General features: G+C 38.1%; 20 protein-coding genes. 7 read left to right on the plus strand and 13 right to left on the minus strand.

Annotation, left to right across the window (positions count from 1 at the left end):
- Positions 1-83: 83 nt before the first annotated feature.
- The 4 genes from dapF to ACPF64_RS18455 form a co-directional block, all read right to left on the minus strand.
- Positions 84-929 (minus strand): diaminopimelate epimerase, encoded by an 846-nt coding sequence (gene dapF, locus ACPF64_RS18440; protein WP_003650169.1) that lies wholly within the window; start codon positions 927-929, stop codon positions 84-86.
- A 5-nt stretch (positions 930-934) separates the two neighbouring features.
- The gene (lysA, locus tag ACPF64_RS18445; RefSeq protein WP_426455019.1) at positions 935-2,185 is read right to left on the minus strand and encodes a diaminopimelate decarboxylase; all 1,251 of its coding nucleotides are present in this window, start codon (positions 2,183-2,185) and stop codon (positions 935-937) included.
- Between the two features lie 22 nt (positions 2,186-2,207).
- Entirely contained in the window at positions 2,208-2,432 is a 225-nt protein-coding gene (lptM, locus tag ACPF64_RS18450; RefSeq protein ID WP_005038802.1) for an LPS translocon maturation chaperone LptM, read from the minus strand.
- Between the two features lie 140 nt (positions 2,433-2,572).
- Positions 2,573-3,979: an amino acid permease gene (locus ACPF64_RS18455; protein WP_004643801.1), complete on the minus strand. Its 1,407-nt coding sequence runs from the start codon at positions 3,977-3,979 to the stop codon at positions 2,573-2,575.
- Positions 3,980-4,467: 488 nt separating this feature from the next.
- Between ACPF64_RS18455 and radA the strand changes: the two genes are divergently transcribed.
- Positions 4,468-5,856 (plus strand): DNA repair protein RadA, encoded by a 1,389-nt coding sequence (gene radA, locus ACPF64_RS18460; protein ID WP_004643802.1) that lies wholly within the window; start codon positions 4,468-4,470, stop codon positions 5,854-5,856.
- An 82-nt stretch (positions 5,857-5,938) separates the two neighbouring features.
- Complete coding sequence (locus tag ACPF64_RS18465; protein WP_005038796.1) at positions 5,939-6,928, plus strand: Tim44 domain-containing protein; 990 nt, start codon at positions 5,939-5,941, stop codon at positions 6,926-6,928.
- A 58-nt stretch (positions 6,929-6,986) separates the two neighbouring features.
- On the opposite strand, the gene epmA is transcribed toward ACPF64_RS18465, so the two are convergent.
- The 5 genes from epmA to ACPF64_RS18490 form a co-directional block, all read right to left on the minus strand.
- Positions 6,987-7,961, minus strand: coding sequence for an EF-P lysine aminoacylase EpmA (epmA, locus tag ACPF64_RS18470; RefSeq protein WP_426455022.1), 975 nt, complete (start codon positions 7,959-7,961; stop codon positions 6,987-6,989).
- Complete coding sequence (locus ACPF64_RS18475) at positions 7,958-9,025, minus strand: 4-phosphoerythronate dehydrogenase (protein WP_426455024.1); 1,068 nt, start codon at positions 9,023-9,025, stop codon at positions 7,958-7,960. Before ACPF64_RS18475 ends, epmA begins: the two co-directional genes overlap by 4 nt.
- Positions 9,026-9,130: 105 nt before the next feature.
- A complete protein-coding gene (locus ACPF64_RS18480; protein WP_426455026.1) occupies positions 9,131-9,523 on the minus strand; it encodes a YkvA family protein in 393 nt (130 codons plus the stop codon).
- Between the two features lie 145 nt (positions 9,524-9,668).
- A complete protein-coding gene (gene fdhD / locus ACPF64_RS18485) occupies positions 9,669-10,460 on the minus strand; it encodes a formate dehydrogenase accessory sulfurtransferase FdhD (RefSeq protein WP_426455028.1) in 792 nt (263 codons plus the stop codon).
- Positions 10,461-10,538: 78 nt separating this feature from the next.
- Positions 10,539-12,947, minus strand: coding sequence for an FdhF/YdeP family oxidoreductase (locus ACPF64_RS18490; protein WP_426455030.1), 2,409 nt, complete (start codon positions 12,945-12,947; stop codon positions 10,539-10,541).
- Positions 12,948-13,344: 397 nt separating this feature from the next.
- Here ACPF64_RS18490 and ACPF64_RS18495 point away from each other — a divergent pair, with 397 nt between their 5' ends.
- Both ACPF64_RS18495 and ACPF64_RS18500 read left to right on the plus strand, forming a co-directional pair.
- Entirely contained in the window at positions 13,345-14,487 is a 1,143-nt protein-coding gene (locus ACPF64_RS18495; RefSeq protein ID WP_426455032.1) for a glycerate kinase, read from the plus strand.
- A gap of 51 nt (positions 14,488-14,538) precedes the next feature.
- The gene (locus ACPF64_RS18500; RefSeq protein ID WP_005045729.1) at positions 14,539-15,144 is read left to right on the plus strand and encodes a nitroreductase family protein; all 606 of its coding nucleotides are present in this window, start codon (positions 14,539-14,541) and stop codon (positions 15,142-15,144) included.
- Between the two features lie 100 nt (positions 15,145-15,244).
- On the opposite strand, the gene ACPF64_RS18505 is transcribed toward ACPF64_RS18500, so the two are convergent.
- From ACPF64_RS18505 to ACPF64_RS18515, 3 genes are all read right to left on the minus strand, one after another.
- On the minus strand, positions 15,245-15,799 hold the full coding sequence (locus tag ACPF64_RS18505) for a TetR/AcrR family transcriptional regulator (RefSeq protein WP_426455034.1): 555 nt from the start codon (positions 15,797-15,799) through the stop codon (positions 15,245-15,247).
- Between the two features lie 667 nt (positions 15,800-16,466).
- Complete coding sequence (locus tag ACPF64_RS18510) at positions 16,467-16,892, minus strand: hypothetical protein (protein WP_426455036.1); 426 nt, start codon at positions 16,890-16,892, stop codon at positions 16,467-16,469.
- A 48-nt stretch (positions 16,893-16,940) separates the two neighbouring features.
- The gene (locus tag ACPF64_RS18515; RefSeq protein ID WP_426452829.1) at positions 16,941-17,726 is read right to left on the minus strand and encodes a hypothetical protein; all 786 of its coding nucleotides are present in this window, start codon (positions 17,724-17,726) and stop codon (positions 16,941-16,943) included.
- A gap of 277 nt (positions 17,727-18,003) precedes the next feature.
- Here ACPF64_RS18515 and ACPF64_RS18520 point away from each other — a divergent pair, with 277 nt between their 5' ends.
- From ACPF64_RS18520 to ACPF64_RS18530, 3 genes are read left to right on the plus strand one after another with little or no spacing between them, the layout of a single operon-like run.
- Positions 18,004-18,855, plus strand: a complete 852-nt coding sequence (locus ACPF64_RS18520; protein WP_426452831.1) for a YqiA/YcfP family alpha/beta fold hydrolase — start codon at positions 18,004-18,006, stop codon at positions 18,853-18,855.
- A 35-nt stretch (positions 18,856-18,890) separates the two neighbouring features.
- The gene (locus ACPF64_RS18525; RefSeq protein ID WP_426452833.1) at positions 18,891-19,955 is read left to right on the plus strand and encodes a hypothetical protein; all 1,065 of its coding nucleotides are present in this window, start codon (positions 18,891-18,893) and stop codon (positions 19,953-19,955) included.
- Between the two features lie 43 nt (positions 19,956-19,998).
- Positions 19,999-20,742: a TSUP family transporter gene (locus ACPF64_RS18530; RefSeq protein WP_426452852.1), complete on the plus strand. Its 744-nt coding sequence runs from the start codon at positions 19,999-20,001 to the stop codon at positions 20,740-20,742.
- A 155-nt stretch (positions 20,743-20,897) separates the two neighbouring features.
- On the opposite strand, the gene ACPF64_RS18535 is transcribed toward ACPF64_RS18530, so the two are convergent.
- Positions 20,898-21,776, minus strand: coding sequence for a MetQ/NlpA family ABC transporter substrate-binding protein (locus ACPF64_RS18535; protein WP_426452835.1), 879 nt, complete (start codon positions 21,774-21,776; stop codon positions 20,898-20,900).
- Positions 21,777-22,024: the final 248 nt, after the last annotated feature.

The following is a 22,024-nucleotide window of genomic DNA, read 5'->3' on the forward strand; positions in this document are numbered from 1 at the left end:
AATCAAATATTATTGTACATATAAAAGAAAGCCTCTTTTATCAGTTTAGTTGATGAAAAGAGGCTTCTATTTAGGTAACGCTATTAGCCTTGGAAATAACGTAAATCCAAACGCCCATCATACACATGGGTTGTTGGACCAGTCATCCAGACCACATCGCCTTCTTGCCATTCGATTTGCAATTTACCGCCAGCCAATTCAACTTCTACAGAATTAGCAAGTAAGCCACGGCGCATGCCACTTACCGCAGCAGCACAAGCACCTGTACCACATGCAAGTGTTTCACCTACACCACGTTCAAATACACGAAGGCGCACATGGTTTTCATCAATTACTTGCATAAAACCAGCATTCACACGCTCAGGAAAACGTTTATGTGACTCAACTTGTGGACCAATACCAGCGACATCTGCCGTGAGTACATCAGGAACAATCGTTACGGCATGAGGATTGCCCATATTGACCACATCAATACTAATGTTTTGGTCATTGGCTAACTCAAGTGTATATAAAGCTTCTGGTTGTTCAGCAACAAATGGAATTTCATTTGGTAAAAATTTCGGGTAACCCATATTCACGCGTACCCAACCATTTTGCCCCAGTTCTGGCTTTACAATACCGGCTTTGGTTTGAACAGTAATATTGGTTTTGCTCGTTAAATGACGCTCATGTACAAAACGAGCAAAACAACGGACACCGTTACCACACTGTTCAACTTCAGAACCATCAGCATTAAAAATACGATATTTAAAATCTGCTTCTGGTAAATCTGGTGGTTCAACAATTAAAAGCTGATCAAAACCAATCCCAAAATGACGGTCAGCTAAGCGTTGAATTGTTTCTGTATCTAAATAAGCACGCTGGCTAATCAGATCAACCACCATAAAGTCATTGCCTAAGCCATGCATTTTAGTAAATTCTAATAACATCTCATTTACTCCTCAGGCAATAAACGTTCTTTTTCCCAAAGGGATTCAACTGTTTCACGTTCACGAATCAAATGAGCTTTATCGCCTGATACCATTACTTCAGCGGCACGTCCACGTGTGTTGTAATTTGAACTCATTACAAAACCATAAGCACCAGCACCGAGAACAGCTAACAAGTCATTTTCTTTTAAAGCCAATGAACGATCTTTACCAATGAAGTCACCTGTCTCACAGATTGCACCAACAAGATCCCAAGTTTTTTCTTCAGTATCTGAACTTGGTACCACAGGTTGGATATCCATCCACGCTTCATATAATGCAGGGCGAATCAAATCGTTCATTGCGACATCAATAATGGCAAAGTTACGGTGGCTCGTTGGTTTAAGCAAATCAACTTTTGTTAAAAGCACGCCTGCATTTGCGCTAATGCTACGGCCCGGCTCCATATAAACCTTGAGACCTAACTTTTCTAAAGCAGGTTTCATTGAGTTGGCATATTCTTCAACACTTGGTGGCGTCTCATCTTTATAACAAACACCTAAACCACCGCCAATATCAATATGTTTAAGATTGATGCCAAGTTTTTTTAATTCATCAATCATCAACATGACACGATCTAAAGCATCAACAAATGGCTTAGTCTCGGTTAATTGCGAACCGATGTGGCAGTCAATCCCAATAATTTCAAGGTTGGGTAAAGATGCAGCATATTGATAAGTTTCATAAACGGTATCACTTGGAATACCAAATTTATTTTCTTTAAGACCTGTTGAAATATAAGGATGTGTTTTTGCATCTACATCAGGATTTACACGTAAAGAAATCGGAGCTTTCTTACCCAAACGAGCCGCAACTTTTTGAAGACGGTCTAGTTCTGCGTATGACTCTACGTTAAAGCAAGCAATACCTACATTTAACGATGTTTCAATATCAACTTCGGTTTTACCTAAACCCGAGAAAACAATTTTAGATGCATCCCCACCCGCTTTTAAAACACGTGCAAGCTCACCACCAGATACGATATCAAAACCCGCACCAAGTTTTGCCAATACATTAAGAACAGCTAAATTTGAGTTAGATTTCACCGCAAAACAGATTTGATGATCAATAAAGTCAAAAGCACGATCCATATCTAGATAATGTTTTTCAAAAGCTGTTTTTGAATAAACATACAACGGTGTGCCAAATTGCTGCGCAAGCTGCTCCAGAGAACATTGCTCTGCGTGCAATACTCCATTAATGCGGGTGAAACTCATGAATGTGTCCTTATTTCAAAGCTTAAGGTGATGTTGTTTGGGTTGGAGCTGTTGAAGATTCGGCTGACTGTTCAGCCTTTTCATCGTTTTGCACAACTTGTTTTGGTTCTTTATTACGATAGAGCAAGTATTTTGCACGTTTGTCATAATTTGGATCAGAAGGTAGTTGTAATACTCCTGACTGACCACAAGCACTAAGCAAAACACTGCTGCTCAATAAACTGATGAGGCAAATGACACGACGCATCTGAGCACCTGATTTAAACAATTCGATGCAGTATACCGTGATCATGCAAGCGGCTAAAGAGTAAACTTAAAGAGAAAAACAATATGCATAAAAAACGCCAGCTTTCCAGCCGGCGTTTAGTCATAACCAAATAAGTTTAATTATTTTTTATTGCGTGGTTTATAGAAGAAGAAATAACCAATGAGCAAGATAATAAACCAGATTGGACTTACCTTAAGCGCTTTAAACGTATCTGGCTCTAAAGACAACACATAAATCATGCCAACAAAGAAAATAATGGTGATCCAACAGGTAAATAAACCACCCGGTAATTTAAATGTTGATTTGGCATGTAGTTCAGGGCGCGTAGTGTAATAGCGGATGTAACTCCAGATAATTAACAACCACACACAAATGAACAGAATCGTTGAAAGTGTTGTTGCAAGCGTAAACGCCTCAACGGTATTTGGAACAAAATACTGTAAAGCCGCACCTAACAATAAACACGCAGCAGAGAAATACAATGCATTTGCAGGTACTGCACGTTTGTTCAATTTACCAAAAGCTTTAGGTCCTTGGTCTTCACGTGATAGACCAAATAACATACGACTTGTTGAAAACACGCCACTGTTCATTGATGACATCACTGATGACAATACGACTAAGTTCATCAAGATTGCTGCTGCTGCAACACCTGCTTGACTAAACAAATTTACAAATGGACTGATGGCTGGATCAATTCGATTCCATGGTGTTACAGACATTACAATAATTAATGCGAACACATAGAAAATAATGATACGAATTGGAATTGAGTTAATTGCTTTAGGCAAATTACGTTCAGGATCTTTAGTTTCCGCAGCCGTTGTTCCAACCAGCTCTACACCAACGAAAGCAAAGATTGCAATCTGGAAGCCTGCCAAGAAACCATGCACCCCTGTTGGGAAGAAACCACCATTAGCCCAAAGATGAGTAAATGAAGCAACTTCACCTGTAGTCGAGGTAAAGCCCGTAAAGATCATCCATAAACCCACAGCAATTAAAATGATAATTGCAAGGATCTTAATGAGCGCAAACCAAAACTCCAATTCACCAAACAAGCGAACTGTTAACAAGTTCAAGCCCATAATGAATACGATGGCCGCAACACTGATCATGGCACCTTCGACAGGCGAGAAAGGTAGACCATTATTAAAGAATTGTAAGTAATAGATAATTGCAGACAGATCGGCAATACCAATTGTGATCCAGCATAGCCAATACGTCCAGCCTACAAAATAACCTGCCCATGGGCCAATTAAATCTGTTGTGAAATCAATAAATGATTTGTAGGCCAAATTTGAAAGAAGTAGTTCGCCAAGCGCACGCATGACAAAAAACACCATCACACCAATGATCAGGTAAATGAATAAGATTGATGGGCCAGCAAGACTAATTGTTTTGCCCGATCCCATAAACAATCCCGTACCAATTGCACCGCCAATCGCGATCAGCTGTAAATGCCGATTTGAGAGGCTACGATGGAGCTCACCTTGTTCATGAGACTCACTCAGATTTTGATTCGACATCTTATCAATACACTCCAGTAATTTTTTTTAGTCCGTTAGCTAAAATCAAAAAGACGATATCGCACCATTTGCAGGTATCTTTTAAATGTATATTTTTTGATAACTTTTCAGCTAACCGATTTTTATCTGTATTGCTGATGATTTCAAGCTACATACAATTAAATCTGATAATACGCACAAGCCCATAGCAATACAACGCACTTTACGGTCTAAAAACATGACTTGAACTTGTCTGATTTTTAAATTAAAAAGACGACTCAATTGACCGTTTTTCTAATATTCAATTTCATTTCAGTCATTCATCTGTTTATTAAAAACACCCCTTCTCGACCTTAATCTTTCAATTTATTTAACACATGACAATGACCTGATATTTTCGTTGTTTTAAATTAAGCAAAATGTATTCCACCTCAAAACTGATTCTCTATTTTGGTTTTGTTATACTCCGTTTCTACTATTAATTAAGAAGTTTTTAACTGAAGTCGAATATGAGCAAAGTCAAAACTGTTTACCGTTGCGAACAATGTGGTGCTGATCATCTTAAATGGGCAGGTCAATGTTCAGAGTGTGGTGAATGGAATTCTTTGACTGAAGTCAAACTTGAGCCTACCACTGCACACCGAGCACGTCCCAAAACTGGGGGCTATGCAGGCCAAGCGGCCAATATTACAACACTCAACAAAGTCTCAGTTTCCCATGAAACCCGATTACAGACAGGGATTAGCGAATTTGATCGTGTACTTGGCGGAGGCTTAGTTACTGGTTCAGTTGTGCTAATCGGCGGTGACCCCGGTATTGGTAAATCGACCATTCTGTTACAAACAGCGACTCACATGGCAAGCGCGAAAAGCTCTGCACTTTATATTACGGGTGAAGAATCTTTATCTCAGGTTGCTCTTCGTGCTCAACGTCTTGATTTGCCTACTGACAAATTAAAGGCCATGGCCGAAACTTGTGTAGAACGAATTTGTGAGGTTTTAGAACAAGAAAAGCCTGCGGTGGCTATTTTAGATTCTATTCAGACGCTTTACACCGAAACACTTCAATCGGCACCAGGTGGTGTTTCTCAAATTCGTGAATCTGCTGCATTACTTACACGCTATGCAAAAAATAGTGGCACGGCGCTATTTCTTGTTGGTCATGTGACCAAAGAAGGTGCACTTGCTGGCCCTCGTGTTTTAGAGCACATGGTGGATTGTGTACTTTACTTTGAAGGTCAATCCGACTCACGCTATCGAATGATTCGTGCTGTTAAAAACCGTTTTGGTGCGGTCAATGAACTTGGTGTATTTGCCATGACAGATAAAGGGTTACGTGAAGTTGCTAACCCTTCTGCCATTTTCTTGAGTCGTTATGATGAAGCGATCCCCGGTTCAATTGTCATGATTAGCCGTGAAGGGACTCGTCCTCTTTTAGTCGAAGTACAAGCTTTAGTTGACGATGCACAAGGCCAACCACGACGTGTCGCATTGGGTCTGGAACAAAACCGTTTGAACATGCTGCTTGCTGTAATGCACCGTCATGGCGGTGTTCAAACCACAGGACAAGACGTCTATGTCAATATTGTGGGTGGCTTAAAAATTACCGAAACAGGTTCCGATTTAGCGGTTTTGTTAGCATGTGCTTCAAGTCTACGTACTAAAGCTTTACCCCAACAACTTGCAGTTTTTGGAGAAGTTGGTCTTTCTGGTGAAATTCGCCCCGTCCCTAATGGTCAAGAACGTTTAAAAGAAGCTGCAAAACATGGCTTTAAATATGTCATTTTACCAAGAGGTAATGCGCCGCAAAAAGCAATTCCAGGCGTACAAGTCATTGCGGTTGCCCGTCTGCATGAAGCATTGACCGAAGCAATGCAACTTAGTGAGGAATTGACATAAAAAAACATACTTTTATAGTTGAAATTTAGCGCAAATACCTTCATAAATACTATTACAAATTAATTTTAAACAGGAATTTCCTATGGAAGTACACCAGCGTGGCTTGATTACCGGTATTTTAATGGCTGCTTTAGCAATTTCGCCTCTTGCTGAAGCTAAACGTGCAGGTGGTGGTAAAAGCCACGGTATGGCACGCTCGACTACTTCAAGCCAGTCTTATCAACAACCTCGTCAAGTGACTCCTGCTCAACAACCTGCTACTGCACCTCAAAGATCTGGTCCAGGCGTTGGTTCAATGGTTGCAGCTGGTGTGGCTGGTGCTGCCGTAGGTGCTGTTGCAGCAAATGCTTTAGCTGATGACAAACCAACATCAACTGAACATCAAGCAACTCAAGCTGGAACAGACCAAGCTGCTCAAGCACAAGAAGAGAAGAAAGGCGGAATTCCTAGCTGGCTTTGGGTATTACTTGCAGCAGCTTTAGCCTTTTTTGTATTCCGCAAATTGGGCGCAAAAAAAAAATTAGCGGGTAATAATCCTTACGCACCAAACAACGGCGGTCAAAACCCATTTGGCCGTTCTGCTGCACCACAAGCGACACCACGTAATGCTGGAGATAATACAAATATCTTTGGTCAGTCTGTGACTGGTGGTGCTGCAACCCAAGCTCCTTTTGGCGGTGTAACAACCAGCAATGGCAACCAACTTCCAGACGGTAGTGAACCAGCGGCGTTCTTGCGTATTGCACGTCAACGTTTTAATCACATCCAATCGATGAATACTGCAAGTAACATTGAAGAAATTCGCCGTTACTTAACACCAGAACTTTATACTTCTATGTATAACGACATCATGGAAAACCAAGATCAAGACGTTGCTGAATTTAGCAATCTTAATGCGATGGTTGTAGACAGTGCGACTGAAAATGGTCAATACGTTGTGAGCGTACGCTTCACAGGTAATGTGAGTGAAGATTTAAACAGCTTGCCACAACCATTTACTGAAATCTGGCACTTTGTTAAACCTGCTGGCTCTCAGCAAGACTGGGTTGTTGCAGGTATTCAACAAGCTTAAATTGAATAAGCTCTAAATAAAAAAGCCACAATATTGTGGCTTTTTTATTTGTTAGTTTTTAAGCAATGTCTGCTGGAAATGTAATGACTTTTTCAATTTTGACCTGATCCATTGCAACCATTAATAGACGGTCCACCCCTAAAGCAATTCCTGAGCATTCTGGCATATGAGGTAAAGCAGCTAATAGATGTTCATCTAAAGGCATGACATGAAGGCCTTGCTTAACCCGTTCTGCATTATCTGCTTCAAAGCGTGAACGTAACACGTCTGCATCGAGCAATTCATCGTAAGCATTGGCAAGTTCTAGACCTTCAATATAAACCTCAAAACGGGCAGCAACCTCTTCTCCATCTTCATCGAGTTTTACCTTTGCCAAAGATGCCATCTCTGGTGGAAAGTCAGTTAAAAAGACAGGTGCATCAAACCCCAAACTTGGTTCAACAAAATGCGAGAATAATAAATCGATATAAGCTAAACGGTCGTCACCTAAATCAAGGTTTAATCCCACACGATTTGCCGTATCTTTGAGTTGCTTCAAAGTTGCTTGTAATGGGTTAATATCTAAACGGTCCTGAAAGGCATGTTTATAACTTAGAATAAACGGACGAACCTCACCAAAACGATGCTGCAAACAGCTTTGCAATAAATCGGCGGTTTCATGCATTAAAGCTTTTAGATCAAAACTCGGGCGGTACCATTCAAGCATCGTAAATTCACTATTGTGTTTACGCCCGTGTTCATCATCTCGAAAAACCTTACAAATCTGGTAAATCGGCCCACTACCACTCGCCAGTAAACGTTTCATGGCAAACTCAGGTGAAGTCTGTAAATATTGAGTTTGCAATTTGCCATTGATATGACGCAAAGCTTGAACAGAAGCTAAATGCACATCGGTGACACCTGCTTGTGAAACAATCGGTGTCTCAACTTCCATAACATCTCGTTCTGCAAAAAACTGACGGATTTGGGTGTAGAGCTTGGCACGAGCTTTTAAGGCATCAATTGAACAAGTAGGTTGATAACTTAAACTCATGCCTGCGGCCCTCCATGTGCTGCCCACTCGCGACGCAGCGGATAGTTCTTACGTAATAAATCAAATGCTTTTTGCTCTACTTTGCCGTCTTTAATGCAAGCACGTATGTTGGCATCGTCTTGTGCAATATCATAAATTTGAGTTAATTTTTGCTTTAATACAGCCTTTAAATCATTACCTGAAAAATAGTCGTCACATGCAGGCAATTGTGTCTCGAAACGCTTATTTATATCGAACCCAAACTTTTGGCAAAACGCTTCATAAATCATTTGTGTACCGCGGGCCTTCCCTTCGAGGCTATAACCAGCAATATGCGGTGTCGCCAAAGCCAACATGTCTATAAGCTCTGCTGAGATGACTGGCTCATGTTCAAATACATCGAGCACAACTTTACGTTTTGTACGCTGAATATCTTCGATTAAAGCCGCTTCTTTAACGACTGGACCACGCGCACTATTAATTAAAATTGTATTAGGTTGAAGTGCTGCAAACGCTTGCTCATCAAAAAGATGATACGTCGCATGCTCACCACTTTTGGTTAAAGGCACATGAATTGAAATTGCATTTGCTTGTCGCAAGAGCGTTTCTAAGCTTACATTTTCAATTGAATCTAACTGTACATATGGGTCAAAGCCAATCACACGCCAGCCAAGCAACTGAGCCATATATGCTAAACGTTTACCCACGTTTCCAAGCCCAACAATGCCTAGGGTAAATTTTTCTTGTTGTTCTAAAAGGTTAGCATCTAAATGCAGTAAAGCAGTAATTACATATTCAGCAACTGCTTGGGCATTACAACCTGCCGCATTTGCCCACGTAATTCCTTGTTTTTCTAAAGCTGGAATATCTAAATGATCGGTACCAATTGTGGCACTACCTACATATTTTATTGAAGTGTCTCGAATTAAACTCTCGTTAACTGCTGTTACCGAGCGAACCAGTAAAGCCTCTGCATCTTTTACATCTGCATGAGTTAAGGTACGTCCCGCATGGTGTTGAATATCGCCAAACTCTGAAAAAAAGTAATCGGTAAATGCCAAATTTTCATCTGCGACGATTTTCATTGTCTGCAACTCATAGCTTATAAAAACGTTATTATCCTTTGAGTTGTAGCAAAGTACAATGTTAATGCCTTTAAATTAGTACTCTATATCTTGAACCTTTAGAACTTATAAACCACCACTAAAATAGAAATAAGTCATCACAGCCAAAGTTATCCAAACTAGAATAATCAACACAGCAACCAAATAATTTTGAGGACGGCGTTCTTGTTGTTCAAGCCATTCTTCAGCTTGTTGTTCCGCCTCTAAAATGACGTGTTTGGGTGTAAAGCGAACAGCTAACCAAATGAGTATGGGTAAAATTAAAGCTTCATCAAGCAAACCCCAAATAGGAATAAAATCTGGAATTAAATCAATGGGGCTAAAAGCATAAGCTACCGCCACAACAGCAATAATTTTTGGTAAACACGGCATTTGCGGGTGCTTCGACGCAAACCACAGCATAATAATTTGTTTTTTTAGATGTTTTGCCCAATCTTTTAGAGACTGCAACCAAGACATTGGGACACACTCCGACCTACCGAAGTCTGATAATAAAGTATAAAACTCATGCCTAGCTTAAAATTAGAAAAAATAGAAATGTAAATTTCTATCTTTTTGATCATTCTTTTAATGAGAGTGTTTATTTAATGGCTATTTTAAGGCTTCATACTTTGGTATATAAAACAAAGCCATCACCACGACAAAAACTAGCCAAAGTTAGACCCGATATTTTTGCCAACCGAATAGCCATGCTGGTTGGAGCAGAAATTGAAGCCAATAAACCTATATTTAACTGAGCACATTTACGAATTAATTCATAGCTTGCACGACTGGTCATGACAACAAAACCAGAACTGGTATCATAGTTTTCTTGTGCTAAATAACCGAGTAATTTGTCTAAAGCATTGTGACGTCCCACATCTTCAAATAAAGCGACAATTTGGCCATCAACAACCCAAGCTGCTGCATGAGCGCCTCCAGTTAAAGCAGTAATTTCTTGCCGATTCTTTAAATGAGCAATCGCCATCGGAATTTGCGCAAGCCATTCTTTAGAAGGTTCGGTGGTAATTTTAGGAACATCGAGATGAAATTGCTCTAAGCTCTCAATACCACATAAACCACAGCCCGTACGCCCAACCATCATTCGTCTACGTTCTTTTAATGTGGCAAATGCTCTAGATGAAATGGTCATCTCCACCGTAATGCCCAATTCACTTTGATGCACCTCAATGGCATACAGTTCTTTTAAGCTTGTTAAAATTCCTTCGGACAGACTAAAACCTTTAGCAAACAAACTCACATCAGTAGGTGTTGCCATCATCACTGCATGAGAAATACCGTTATATACCAAAGCAATTGGATACTCTTGAACAATATTATCTAAAACACTTTCAGATTCGGTTTTGTTAAACCGCTGTACTTGTAATGTTTCAACCCCATAAGAATGTGGTGTCAAAATAATTTCCTTTATATTGGAATGGCGCCTTTTGGGAGCGCCATCTGTTTCAATTACATTTCTAATATCACCTTTGATTTAAAGGCTGCTTACTTTTCTATCTGCATCTTCAGGGTCAACTGCTGTTGCCAAATTAAAGTGTTCAGGTGCATCACCGGCATGCAAAATAACAGGAACACTTTTTGAAGCCGGAATCTTGGCATATTTATCATGACTGCTTAAGGCCACTAAAGGATTGGTTTCCGGATAGTAAGCGGCTAAGCTACCCCGTGGAATGTTGTAAGGCACAATTCGGAAACTATGCACAATACGTTTAACGCCATCCGAGAAAACACTTTCAATATCGACCCACTGGTTTGCTTCGAAGCCAGCTTCATCAATATCGGCCTGATTCATAAACAATACACGGCGTTGACCAAAGACCCCACGGTAACGGTCATCAAGACCATATAGCGTCGTGTTGTACTGATCGTGAGAACGAGTCGTCATTAAGGTATAAACTTTACTCTCGGTATAGGCAGCAGCATATTGATTTTCTTTATCGCCATAGACTTCATTAAGTGGCGTAATCATAAACTGTGCTTTACCACTTTTTGTATTCCAGATGTGCTGATTGGCTGGATGCTCTAAATGGAATCCACCCGGTTCATAGACCCGTAAATTAAAATCATGGAATTCATCAAAGACATCGGCAATTGAATCACGAATACGGTCATAGCTTTCGATGTACCATTTCCATTTAATTTGGCTATCTGGTAACACTGCCTCTGCCATTCTTGCCACAATGTCTGGTTCCGATAAAATATTTTCAGAAATTGGGGTATTACGCCCAGCCGACAAATGAATATTACTCATCGAATCTTCGACTGAAATCGCCTGCGGACCATGAAGTTGCTCATCAATTTCAGTACGGCCTAAACATGGCAAAATGAGTGCCTCTTTACCACACACCAAATGACTACGGTTTAACTTGGTTGCAACATGAACGGTTAAATTACACTTTCTAAGTGCTTCTTGGGTATACGGTGTATCAGGAGTTGCAACTGCAAAGTTTCCGCCTAGACCAATAAAGACTTTAACCTCACCTTCAGCCATCGCTTTAATGGTTTCGACGACACCATGTCCATTTTTTCTAGGGGATTTAATTCCAAACACGCGGTCAATGTTGTCGAGTAATTTAGGGCTAGGTAACTCATTAATGCCCATGGTTCGGTCGCCTTGCACATTACTATGCCCACGAACTGGACAAAGCCCTGCACCTGGCCTGCCAATTTGACCACGTGCCAACAATAAATTCGCTAACATATGTACATTGGCAGTTCCGTGGCGGTGCTGGGTAATTCCCATACCCCAACAAAAAATTGAACGTTCAGAATCTAAAAAGAGTTTGGCTAGTTTTTCTAAATGTTCAGCAGACAAACCTGAATGCTTATAAATATCTGCCCATTCAGTTTTTTCAACTTCAGCAATCATTTCATCAAAACCAATAGTATTGACCGCTATAAAGTTTCGGTCAAAAACGCTTGGTTTTCCTGAGGCAAGGGCTTTTTTATCCCACTCATTTAAGTGCTTTAAAATACCTAACATCAGTGCGTAGTCACCACCAATTTTAGGTTGGAAATAATAACGGCTAATAGGTGTACTGCCATTGGTCATCATTTCAAGCGGTGCTTGCGGATCTTGGAAACGTTCAAGTCCTCGTTCTTTAATTGGGTTAATCGCAACAATGTTGCCGCCACGTTTAGACACTTCACGCAAAGTGCCTAACATACGTGGGTGATTGGTTCCGGGATTATGCCCAAAACTAAAAATTGCATCGACTAAATCAAAGTCTTCTAGGGTGACTGTGCCCTTTCCTAAACCAATCGAATCAAGCAGTCCAACGCTTGTCGTTTCATGGCACATGTTCGAACAATCTGGAAAGTTATTTGTACCAAAGCTTCGCACAAACAGTTGATATAGAAATGCCGCTTCGTTGCTAGCGCGACCAGACGTATAAAATGCCGCTTGGTCTGGATTGTCTAGCGCATGAAGATGTTTAGCAATAATCTGAAAAGCTTCATCCCATGAAATGGGTACATATTTATCAGTTGCCGCATCGTAGCGGACTGGGTCAGTTAAGCGACCTAAATCTTCAAGAAAAAAATCACTTTGTTCAGACAACCAACTGACTGTATGACCTGCAAAATATTCAGGAGTAACTGTTTTACTGGTTGCTTCAAAAGCAACCGCTTTTGCTCCGTTTTCACAGAAATTAAACGCATGAGCATTTTTCTTTTCAGGCCATGCGCATCCCGGACAATCAAAGCCTGTAGGCTGGTTAATATTGAGTAAGGTAATTGAACCTTTTTTTAAAATATCTTGTCGTTTTAGATTTCGAGCGACACTCAGTAGTGCCCCCCATCCCCCAGCAGGATGAGTGTAGGGTTCAATTCGCGCAAAGCCGTTATTTTCTTGTATATGCTTTTGTTCTTCAGAATTATCCACTTTGTCATCCTCTTATTTCTTTTTACACATTCAACAGATGCAATAAATTCACAATTTAATTATGGTTATATCTACGCTATCTGCTGTCTAGCTTATGGGTAGAGTCCGCTTTTTATGCTATTCCCAATATTTTAAAAGCTGGCTCAATCATTCTTATAATATGTGCCATATTTTTTATAATTACAATAATTTAGCCAAATCTAAAAAATCATTTAAATTAAATAATAACAATAACTTAATATCAGAAAGATCTATTTTTTACAGATAAAAACATAATTCACTTTATATTTTTCACAAATAGAAATGGTGTGATGAACTGAAATTTACGTCATTTTAAGTAGGTTTTTATTGGTTTAAGCAGTATAAATTAATTGAAAAAAACAGATTTAGAGAACGTATGAAGGTTGTGATTGCGCCAGATTCTTTTAAAGACAGCCTGTCGGCTTTGGGCGTAGCACAGGCAATTGCTCAAGCATGGCAAGAGGTTTTTCCTGAGGCCGAAACAATTCTATGCCCTATGGCAGATGGGGGTGAAGGCACACTTGAAGCAGTGTTAGAAGTCTGCAAAGGTGAATGGCGTGAAAAAACCGTAATTGGACCCTTAGGTAAACCTGTTCAGGCAAAATGGGGATGGTTAGAAACACAAAAAATAGCCATGATTGAAATGGCTCAAGCCAGCGGCATACAGTTAGTGCCACCTTCAGAACGTGATGCCTGCCAAAGCACAACTTTTGGAACATGCCAGCTTATTTTAGATGCTTTAGACGCAGGTGCAAAAGACATTATTTTAACCGTGGGCGGTAGTGCAACTAATGATGGCGGCACAGGGTTACTCAGTGCTTTAGGTGCTGTTTTACTCGATGCTAACCAAAACGTTTTACCCGCAGGTGGCCTCGCTCTAAGTAACCTGTCAAAAATTGATTTAACTCATTTCGACCCGCGTATTCAGCAGACACGTTTTTTATTGGCTGCCGATGTAACAAATCCACTCTGTGGCCCAAACGGGGCATCTTATATTTTTGGTCCACAAAAAGGTGCCACCCCTGCTCAAGTAAAATCACTTGACGCAGCCCTTGCCCATTTTTCCGATGTCTCTGCCCAACTTCTTGGTTTCGATAAAAGAGATGAAACTGGCTCTGGCGCAGCTGGCGGTTTAGGCTTTGCAGCAAAAAGTTATTTAAATGCAGAGTTTAAAGCTGGGGTTGAAGTTGTAGCTGAGCTCAATCAACTTGCTCATAAGATGTCTAACGCAGATTGGGTCATTACAGGTGAAGGCAAATTTGACCGACAAACATTAAATGGCAAAACAGTTTTTGGTGTGAGTCGAGTCGCAAAAATGAAAAATGTACCTGTTATTGTGATTGCAGGTACTTTAGGCGAAGGCTACCAAGCGCTTTATGAGCACGGTGTTACAGCTGCTTTTTCACTAACAAATGGTCCAATCACATTAGAACAAGCCTGCGAAACAGCAGCAGAACTCATTTTCGAAAGAACAATCGATATTGCGAGATTAATTCAGTTTAATATGAACAACCGCTAAAAATTACTTAGTTATTTTTAAAACAGTCAAACCAACAAATAGGAATGCCTTATGAACGTTATTGATGCCATTCAGAAACGTCGTGCTATTAAGCGCTTCGACCCTTCATTTCAAATATCTGAAGAAAATAAACAACAGTTATTACATGAAGTTTTAGCAAATGCACCAAGTGCATTTAATTTGCAGCACTGGCGCCCTGTTGTGATTGAAGATGCTGAACTAAGACAAAAAATTCGTACTATTGCATGGGACCAACCTCAAGTTACCGAAGCATCATTACTCATTGTGTTATGCGCAAAAGTAAGCTCGTGGGAAGTCGATGCTAAGCGTGTATGGGATGGAGCTTCTCCGGAAGTTCAAAATATTATGGTTGGTGCAATTGACCAATATTACCGTGACCGCCCACAAACACAACGTGACGAAGTGATGCGTAGTGCAGGTATTTTTGCTCAAACTTTAATGTTGCTTGCTCAAGAGCATGGTTTAGACAGTTGCCCAATGGATGGTTTTGACTTTGATGCGATGGCGAAGTTAATTAACTTACCTGAAGATCATGTGGTGTGTTTGATGATTGCAGTTGGTAAATCAGCGACTCAACCCTACCCACGTGTGGGCAAACTTCCTTTTGATGATGTAATTATTCAAAATACATTCTAAGGTTTTAGTCAGATTTTAGGCTTCCATACTATTTCTTAATTTTAATATGAATCGTTGGAAGCCTTTAATTTGGCATTCAGAATAAATCTGATTTTGAGTCCTATTTAAACTGGATCAGAAAATAATCTAATAATCTCTCCCTTTCCCCTACCTTATTTGGGTCTAAAAGTTGAACCATGGCCCCATCAATCACAAACAAGAACATGTGAGCATCTTGTTTTGAAGCATTTACATTGGTTGTTAAAAGTAAATTATAGATTTCATTAATGAACCACTTTCGATATTCAACGACCACCTGATACGCTTTGGGATGTGTTTTTGAAATCTCAAAAATAGCTTTGAAAGGCAAATGGTAAAGTCCATCTAAATCTGCATGTAAAAAGTAAATTTTACGAAGCTTTTCAAGCAGAGTTAACTCTTTTTGAACATAGATGATTGAAATGACCTCTTGTTTAAGACCATCTTTTTGGAAAGTCAGGCTCATTTCAATAAGACGTTCTTTTGAGTGAAAGTAGTTATAAAAAGTTGCTTTCGGAGTTTTCGAAGATTCAATAATGCGGTCTACCCCGACTTTATGAAAGCCATATTTATTAAAAAGAAATCGGGAGGTATGAAGCACACTTAAAGCACGAAATGGAAGATCTGAATGTGGCATAGTTTTACCGTTATAAATTAAATTTTTGTTGTATATAAATGAGATATAAAAACCGCTGCCTTTTTTGGGAGAAAAAAGGCATAGCAAAGCCATAAAGACTGTGCTTGGCACATCTCAAGTTTTATTGTTGCTAAGTTTTTTAGACAAATTGATTTAAAGCCTGAAAAGCCTAGTGGCCATCAAACTGCTTTAAAAGTTTAAGTTGTGTCGATATAGACTTTGGCAAAGGCTGCCAAGAAATTAAGAATGTGCAAAGCCAACTCCTTTTTATAGGGAGTTCTGCCAGAACATTAATTAAGAATTATGGTGGCAGAACGAAAGGGGGTTAGCAGACTGGCTCAAGACCCAGCACACCCGAAGGTGTCCCCCTTCCGTCCTACCGCAACAAAAGGGAGACGAACGAGTTCACATTAAAAAAACGAGTTTTTTCAATGCTCTTGAGTACGGTCTGCTAAAACCGACTGGCAATGTAGGCCAGCAGGCAAAGGATAGTGCTCTGCCCTTTTCCAGTCAAGCACACAAAATGACATTTGTTTTAAATTAGATCATTAAAAAGTAAGGATAAATAATGAGTGAGTTATTATTAAATGAGGGTTTATAAAGGAGGGTTAAAAACAGCCTAGAAAGGCTGTTTTATTTAAGCTAAAAAGATTTCATATAAGGTGTATCATGTTAATTTTAAATAATCTTCATAACTCATTATCTCTAAAACGTGTAATTTACTTATTTCTAGTTTTTTCATAGTATCTGGAATCAAAGATCTATTAGCTAAAAAGAGCTGATCAGTCCTATCAAATCCACCTTGTAACCTTATTCTTCCATTTTGAACATAAATATCCATTAACCGATGTTCTCTTAGACTTTGTATAACTGTGGCTTTATATTCATCAAAATCTATTTTTTTATTATCTTTAAAAGAATACTCATCAAAAAGTTGATAGTAAAAGTTTAAGAATTTTTCTTCTCCATTTAAATATTTATCCAAGCTATTATTTTTCAATGAGATGTCATAGCAAATGATATTCGATTGATCAGCTTCTACTTCTGAAAGCCAATGATCAAAAATAGAAATAGAAATGACCGTGTCCCACATAAATTTACTCAAATTACTAGAATTTTATAAGGATACATTAAGAGCTTTTCAGTAAAGTTGAAACCAAGGCTTCTTTGGCTTAGCCCCAATATATGCAGGACTAACTTTAATTGGTTCCTGACCTTTTTCACATTCTTGAACACCCCACTCACTAGGGCGAAAACGCGCATTTGGTCCATCGGGTTCAGGTTTACCAAATTCTTTTCCAATATCATAATCAATTAGTGGAATTTCAAGTAACACTATGTCTCCACGAGCACAGGCGATTTTAGGACGCTTTGTGTCGTAAACCCATTTACCATAACCATTTTCTTCATTAGGATCAAAGCGCATGACTGGACCTATTTGCTGATCCCACGCCAATTCCATTCGAGGAGGCTCCATCGCAGTTACCCACATTCCTGCGACTTGTACAGGATGAGGGAAACGTACAGCCTGTAATCCACGTAAACTCAGGGGTAATTGTGGCTCACCGTTGTCAAAAGCATCGTAACGACTAATTAAGCTCCCTTTGGGAATCAACAGTTCGCCATATTGTGCATCTTGAGATAAAACGAAATGACTACGACTTTCCTTGTAATGCTCTTTAAGTGCGATCTCATACTTTACCGATGCAGTCATATAAAATAAATAACCTGCCCATAGGTCACATATCAATGCCAATAGCATAATGAATAATGTCTTTTTAGAAAAAAACCTCACAGGCTTTTGAGCCTTATCTCGCCAAAAGAATAGTGCTTTCACCAATAGGCCTAGTGTTAGTACAACACCAATCAATGGAGTAATAAATAACAGAAAAATTGCAAAAAGAGAGAATGGTTGTACAGGTATCATAATTTTTAAATCTTTAATTTCATATTTTTCTTAGGCGGGCCGCTAAGAAAATTGTATATATGTATATTAAAAAATAGAAATGATTAGTCAACAAATTAAGTTGTTACAATACGAAAAAGATAAATCTTTTTGATGTTTAAAAATATATTAAATATATAATTAAAAGCTTATATAAACTTGCAAAAAATTAAATTTAAGAATGCTGTTAAAGTTTTTTATTTAAATTTTATTTTATAAACAATAAACTCCTTAACACTTCTATCAGGAACAATGAGTCATGGAAAAACAAGATAATATATCAATTGCTCATAGATATCTTTCTAATACCATTTCTAAAGTAACAAACCAGCCCACACATGAGCTAAAAAACAATAATCCTGTCGAAAATGAAAACTCTTTCTTCTTTGTACATGATTTTGGTACTTATGAATTAGAAGCCAAATTCAATTATTGTGATGGTTTTCCAGAAAAAATAGCTTTACTTATACATGGAGGCAACTCTGACTTAAGCTCTTTAGGTCCTTTAGAATATCTACTTAGAAGGGAAAATATTGGAACTCTTTCATTTAATTTAAGTGGGTTAAATAGTACCAGTAAAACAAAATCATCGTTATCTCAAAATATAAATGAAAGTATTGCTTTTTACAGTCTCTTAAAAAAGGTGGATATTGTTATTGGATATAGTTTGGGTGGTTATATTGCAATAAATTTAGCAAAAAAATTTCAAATAGATCAATTAATTTTATTATGTCCAGCTATATATTCAGATCAAGCAGTAAACAAAATTTATGGAAATGAGTTTAAGAATGAAATTTCTAAACCTTATAGTTTTTATTCATCATCAATTTGGCATTTTTTAATGGAGTATAAAAGAGAAGTATTAATAGTATATGGAGAATTGGATGGAGTAAAAACGGATGATGGAAAGTCGAAAGGATTTTATGAAATTAATGGTATGACTCAGTATTCTCCAATTCCCTATGAGATAGTCCAAACATTTAAAAAAATTTCTATCCGAAAAGCTAACTTTAATTTAATAATTGAGAAAAATAAAGATCATTACCTCTTAAAAAATATAAAAACTTATAATATTAAAAAAAATATTGATTTCTCAAAAAAGACAGACTAGTCTGTAGCGGAATTTTCAAGCATAATAAATTATCCATGAATCAAATAGTTAAGAACTTAGAAACTTATCATCTTCACCTTTCTTCCGAGATTTCTCATTTAATTAGTGAAATGTCATATGAGTTGGCGTTATTAGGAGGCCCAGATTCTTTATATGTTCAAGAAAAGATTCTGGCTTTTAAGGAAATACTAAGTGCAAAGTTAAATTCATATGAAAAAAGTATGATAGAAAAATATATTCATAGAGAAATACCTTACCTAGTACTTGAAGGGTTAAATATTAAAAAATTAGATCGTAGTAAAATTGATATTACTCAATCAACTCAACTACCACCCCTTGAAATACTCGAAAAAGATATAGATATATTAACATTAGCTTCTTCTGAACAAATAATATTGGCACTCCTTGAGGAAGATGCTTTTGCATTTGATATTGATAATGTGGGTAAAATCGTTAGAGTTGTTGCAAACTTAAAAGGCGGTGGAGCTACAAAAATTGAAAATGAGAATCCTGATAAGAGTTCACATTCAGGTATAGAATTAACTGCACATACCGAAGCTCCTTACCATACAGTTACTAAAGTTGTTAACAATCATTCACCAGCTCCTTCTTCCTTAATTTTGACAGCAAGATGGAATCCCTTAAATGAACCTACAAGTTTAATTCCAATATCAAGAGTATTAAGCCAGTTAACTATTGAAGAGATACTGGCTCTAACAACGGAAAGTTTTAATTTTACAAGAAGTGAAACATTTAACGAGGGCCAAGGATCTGGAGGAGAAAATGTTTCTATCCTAGAAGTAGATAAATATGGTTATAAAGCCATGAAATACAACTCCTATAGATTCACTCCAAATGAGAATACCTCTATAAAAATCAAAAATGCTTTTTATAAATTTGAATCAATTGTTCGAAAAACTAGTATTATTGATTCTATTAATTTAAATCCTAATACCGTTTTAATTATTAATAATAGTTTATGCTTACATTGTCGAGATACTATTAAAGATAACCGAAGAACATTAGTTCGTTTATTTGGTTATAGAAAAAATCTTGACTATATTGTACTGCAAAAAAATCCTCTTATTGTTAAAGGCTAATGAATTGAATTTTGAACTCCTACTTATCTTAGGCTTAGTGGCTATGGTAGCTGGATTTATTGATGCTATTGCAGGTGGGGGTGGCTTAATAACTCTGCCTGCTTTGCTTTTATCAGGGGTTCCTCCTGTAGCTGCAATAGCAACCAATAAATTGCAAGCTGCCTCTGCAACACTTTCAGCAACCATTAGTTTCGCAAGAAAAGGACTCATCGAGTGGCGTAAAGCAATCCCTATAGCTTGTATGTCTTTTTTAGGTGGAATATTAGGGGCACTTTCAGTTACCCTCATGCCTAAAAATGTACTTTTAATTATCGTTCCAATACTTTTAATTTTAGTAGCCTTATATTTTATTTTTTCACCAAAACTAAGCGATGTAGATAAGAAACCTCTTATTCCTTATTTTCTATTTGCACTTCTAGTCGCACCGTTACTAGGGTTTTATGATGGAGTTTTTGGTCCTGGGGTCGGTTCATTTTTCATAGTTGCATTTGTACTATTATTAGGTTTTAAGTTGGTGAGTGCCTTATCTTATACCAAGTTAGCAAATGTGGCTTGTAACTTAGGTTCTTTATCTATTTTCATCATTAAAGGATATGTCATTTTTCCAATCGCTTTAGTAATGGCTGGTGGGGCTTTTATTGGGGCTTCGATTGGCGCAAAATTTGCGGTAAGATTTGGATCAAGAGTGATTAAGCCTTTGTTAATATTGATAAGCTTATGTATGGCTCTAAAATTATTATTGGATCATAAGAACCCCATTTTCATATATTTTAGCCATTTCTTTTGATCTATTTATTACATTATTTGCATCTGAATAGCGTATTTTCTAGAGGCTCTTAAATCTGTTAAGAGCTCATTACTCTGAAATAGAACATACTATAGAAAAAGCTAAGCCCCGATTACCGAGACTTAGCTTTAAAATAATTTTAAATTAAAAATTACTTATTTGATGTCTGTAAACTCAGAAACAGGTTTGTTGACTTCAACTTTTGTACCTGCAAATTTTTCGCTCACAAACTTTTGTACTTTAGGTAAGTGGTAAAGTTCACCCAATTTCGTATAGATCGGGTCATTTTTATTCGCTTCAGCCACACCTAATAAGTTTACATAAAGCTTTGTAGACTGATCAATTGGCTCACGGAAGATAGAATCTTTCAGAACGTTTAAGCCGCCTTCAAGTGCCAATGTATTACCCAATACAATTGCATCAACGTCGTTTTTAACACGAACTGCTGTTGTCATTTGAATTGGTTTTAATTTTAAACCTTTAGGGTTTTCAGCAATGTCATTGGTCGTCCCTTTTACAGGGTCAAAGTCTGGTTTAAGTTTAATGAGTTTAGCAGACTGTAATAATGTTAATGCACGCGCTTCGTTAGCAGTATCGTTTGGAATCGCGATTGTAGCGCCTTGTTGGAACTCATCAACAGTTTTAACTTTATTTGCATAAAGACCCATTGGTTCCAAGTAAGTTGTCGCAATAGCAGCAACTTTAGCAGTATTTGAAGCGTTATAGGCTGCTAAATAGTTAAATGACTGAAACGCATTTACGTCTTGTTCGCCACTTGCTACAGATGTGTTCAACACAACGTAGTCAGTCAAGTTAGTCACTTCAAGTTTAATACCCGCTTCTTTAGTCTCAGGAAGCGTTGCAACATATTTCCATACGTCAGTGTCTGAACCTGTTGAAACAAGTTTAATTGTGCGTACTGACTCAGTTTTGTCATTAGCTGGTGCTGTATTTTCAGTTTGTGCAGGTTGTTTATTACATGCAGTCAGTGTGAGTACAGATGCGCTGAACAGGACACTAAATAATTTTTTCATAGATACATCCTAAAATGGGAAACGCCTACTCTACAAAAGAGCGAGGCATTCCCAACCATTGGGTCGAAATGCAATATTTGGCTGGAAGTAATTTCCAGATATATAAGGGTTTAGAAGCCTGAATTCAGCCTAATTTCTTCCTTGATATTGCTCGCTGAACAATAGACTTATGTTTTGAATCAGTTTCTAAATATTGGATCATCATATATCAATAAGTGAATATTCTACAAATAACTTGTTCGATTTTG

The organism is Acinetobacter sp. KB005, from assembly GCF_049949095.1.
Classification (GTDB): Bacteria; Pseudomonadota; Gammaproteobacteria; order Pseudomonadales; family Moraxellaceae; genus Acinetobacter; species Acinetobacter calcoaceticus.

Coding starts and splice junctions, on each gene's coding strand:
- ACPF64_RS18455 (WP_004643801.1), bottom strand. CDS start 3,979: ATGTCGAATCAAAATCTGAGTGAGTCTCATGAACAAGGTGAGCTCCAT.
- dapF (WP_003650169.1), bottom strand. CDS start 929: ATGTTATTAGAATTTACTAAAATGCATGGCTTAGGCAATGACTTTATG.
- ACPF64_RS18505 (WP_426455034.1), bottom strand. CDS start 15,799: ATGCCACATTCAGATCTTCCATTTCGTGCTTTAAGTGTGCTTCATACC.
- ACPF64_RS18500 (WP_005045729.1), top strand. CDS start 14,539: ATGAACGTTATTGATGCCATTCAGAAACGTCGTGCTATTAAGCGCTTC.
- ACPF64_RS18520 (WP_426452831.1), top strand. CDS start 18,004: ATGGAAAAACAAGATAATATATCAATTGCTCATAGATATCTTTCTAAT.
- ACPF64_RS18510 (WP_426455036.1), bottom strand. CDS start 16,892: ATGTGGGACACGGTCATTTCTATTTCTATTTTTGATCATTGGCTTTCA.
- lptM (WP_005038802.1), bottom strand. CDS start 2,432: ATGCGTCGTGTCATTTGCCTCATCAGTTTATTGAGCAGCAGTGTTTTG.
- ACPF64_RS18535 (WP_426452835.1), bottom strand. CDS start 21,776: ATGAAAAAATTATTTAGTGTCCTGTTCAGCGCATCTGTACTCACACTG.
- radA (WP_004643802.1), top strand. CDS start 4,468: ATGAGCAAAGTCAAAACTGTTTACCGTTGCGAACAATGTGGTGCTGAT.
- epmA (WP_426455022.1), bottom strand. CDS start 7,961: ATGAGTTTAAGTTATCAACCTACTTGTTCAATTGATGCCTTAAAAGCT.
- ACPF64_RS18515 (WP_426452829.1), bottom strand. CDS start 17,726: ATGATACCTGTACAACCATTCTCTCTTTTTGCAATTTTTCTGTTATTT.
- ACPF64_RS18530 (WP_426452852.1), top strand. CDS start 19,999: ATGGTAGCTGGATTTATTGATGCTATTGCAGGTGGGGGTGGCTTAATA.
- ACPF64_RS18525 (WP_426452833.1), top strand. CDS start 18,891: ATGAATCAAATAGTTAAGAACTTAGAAACTTATCATCTTCACCTTTCT.
- ACPF64_RS18475 (WP_426455024.1), bottom strand. CDS start 9,025: ATGAAAATCGTCGCAGATGAAAATTTGGCATTTACCGATTACTTTTTT.
- lysA (WP_426455019.1), bottom strand. CDS start 2,185: ATGAGTTTCACCCGCATTAATGGAGTATTGCACGCAGAGCAATGTTCT.
- ACPF64_RS18495 (WP_426455032.1), top strand. CDS start 13,345: ATGAAGGTTGTGATTGCGCCAGATTCTTTTAAAGACAGCCTGTCGGCT.
- ACPF64_RS18465 (WP_005038796.1), top strand. CDS start 5,939: ATGGAAGTACACCAGCGTGGCTTGATTACCGGTATTTTAATGGCTGCT.
- ACPF64_RS18480 (WP_426455026.1), bottom strand. CDS start 9,523: ATGTCTTGGTTGCAGTCTCTAAAAGATTGGGCAAAACATCTAAAAAAA.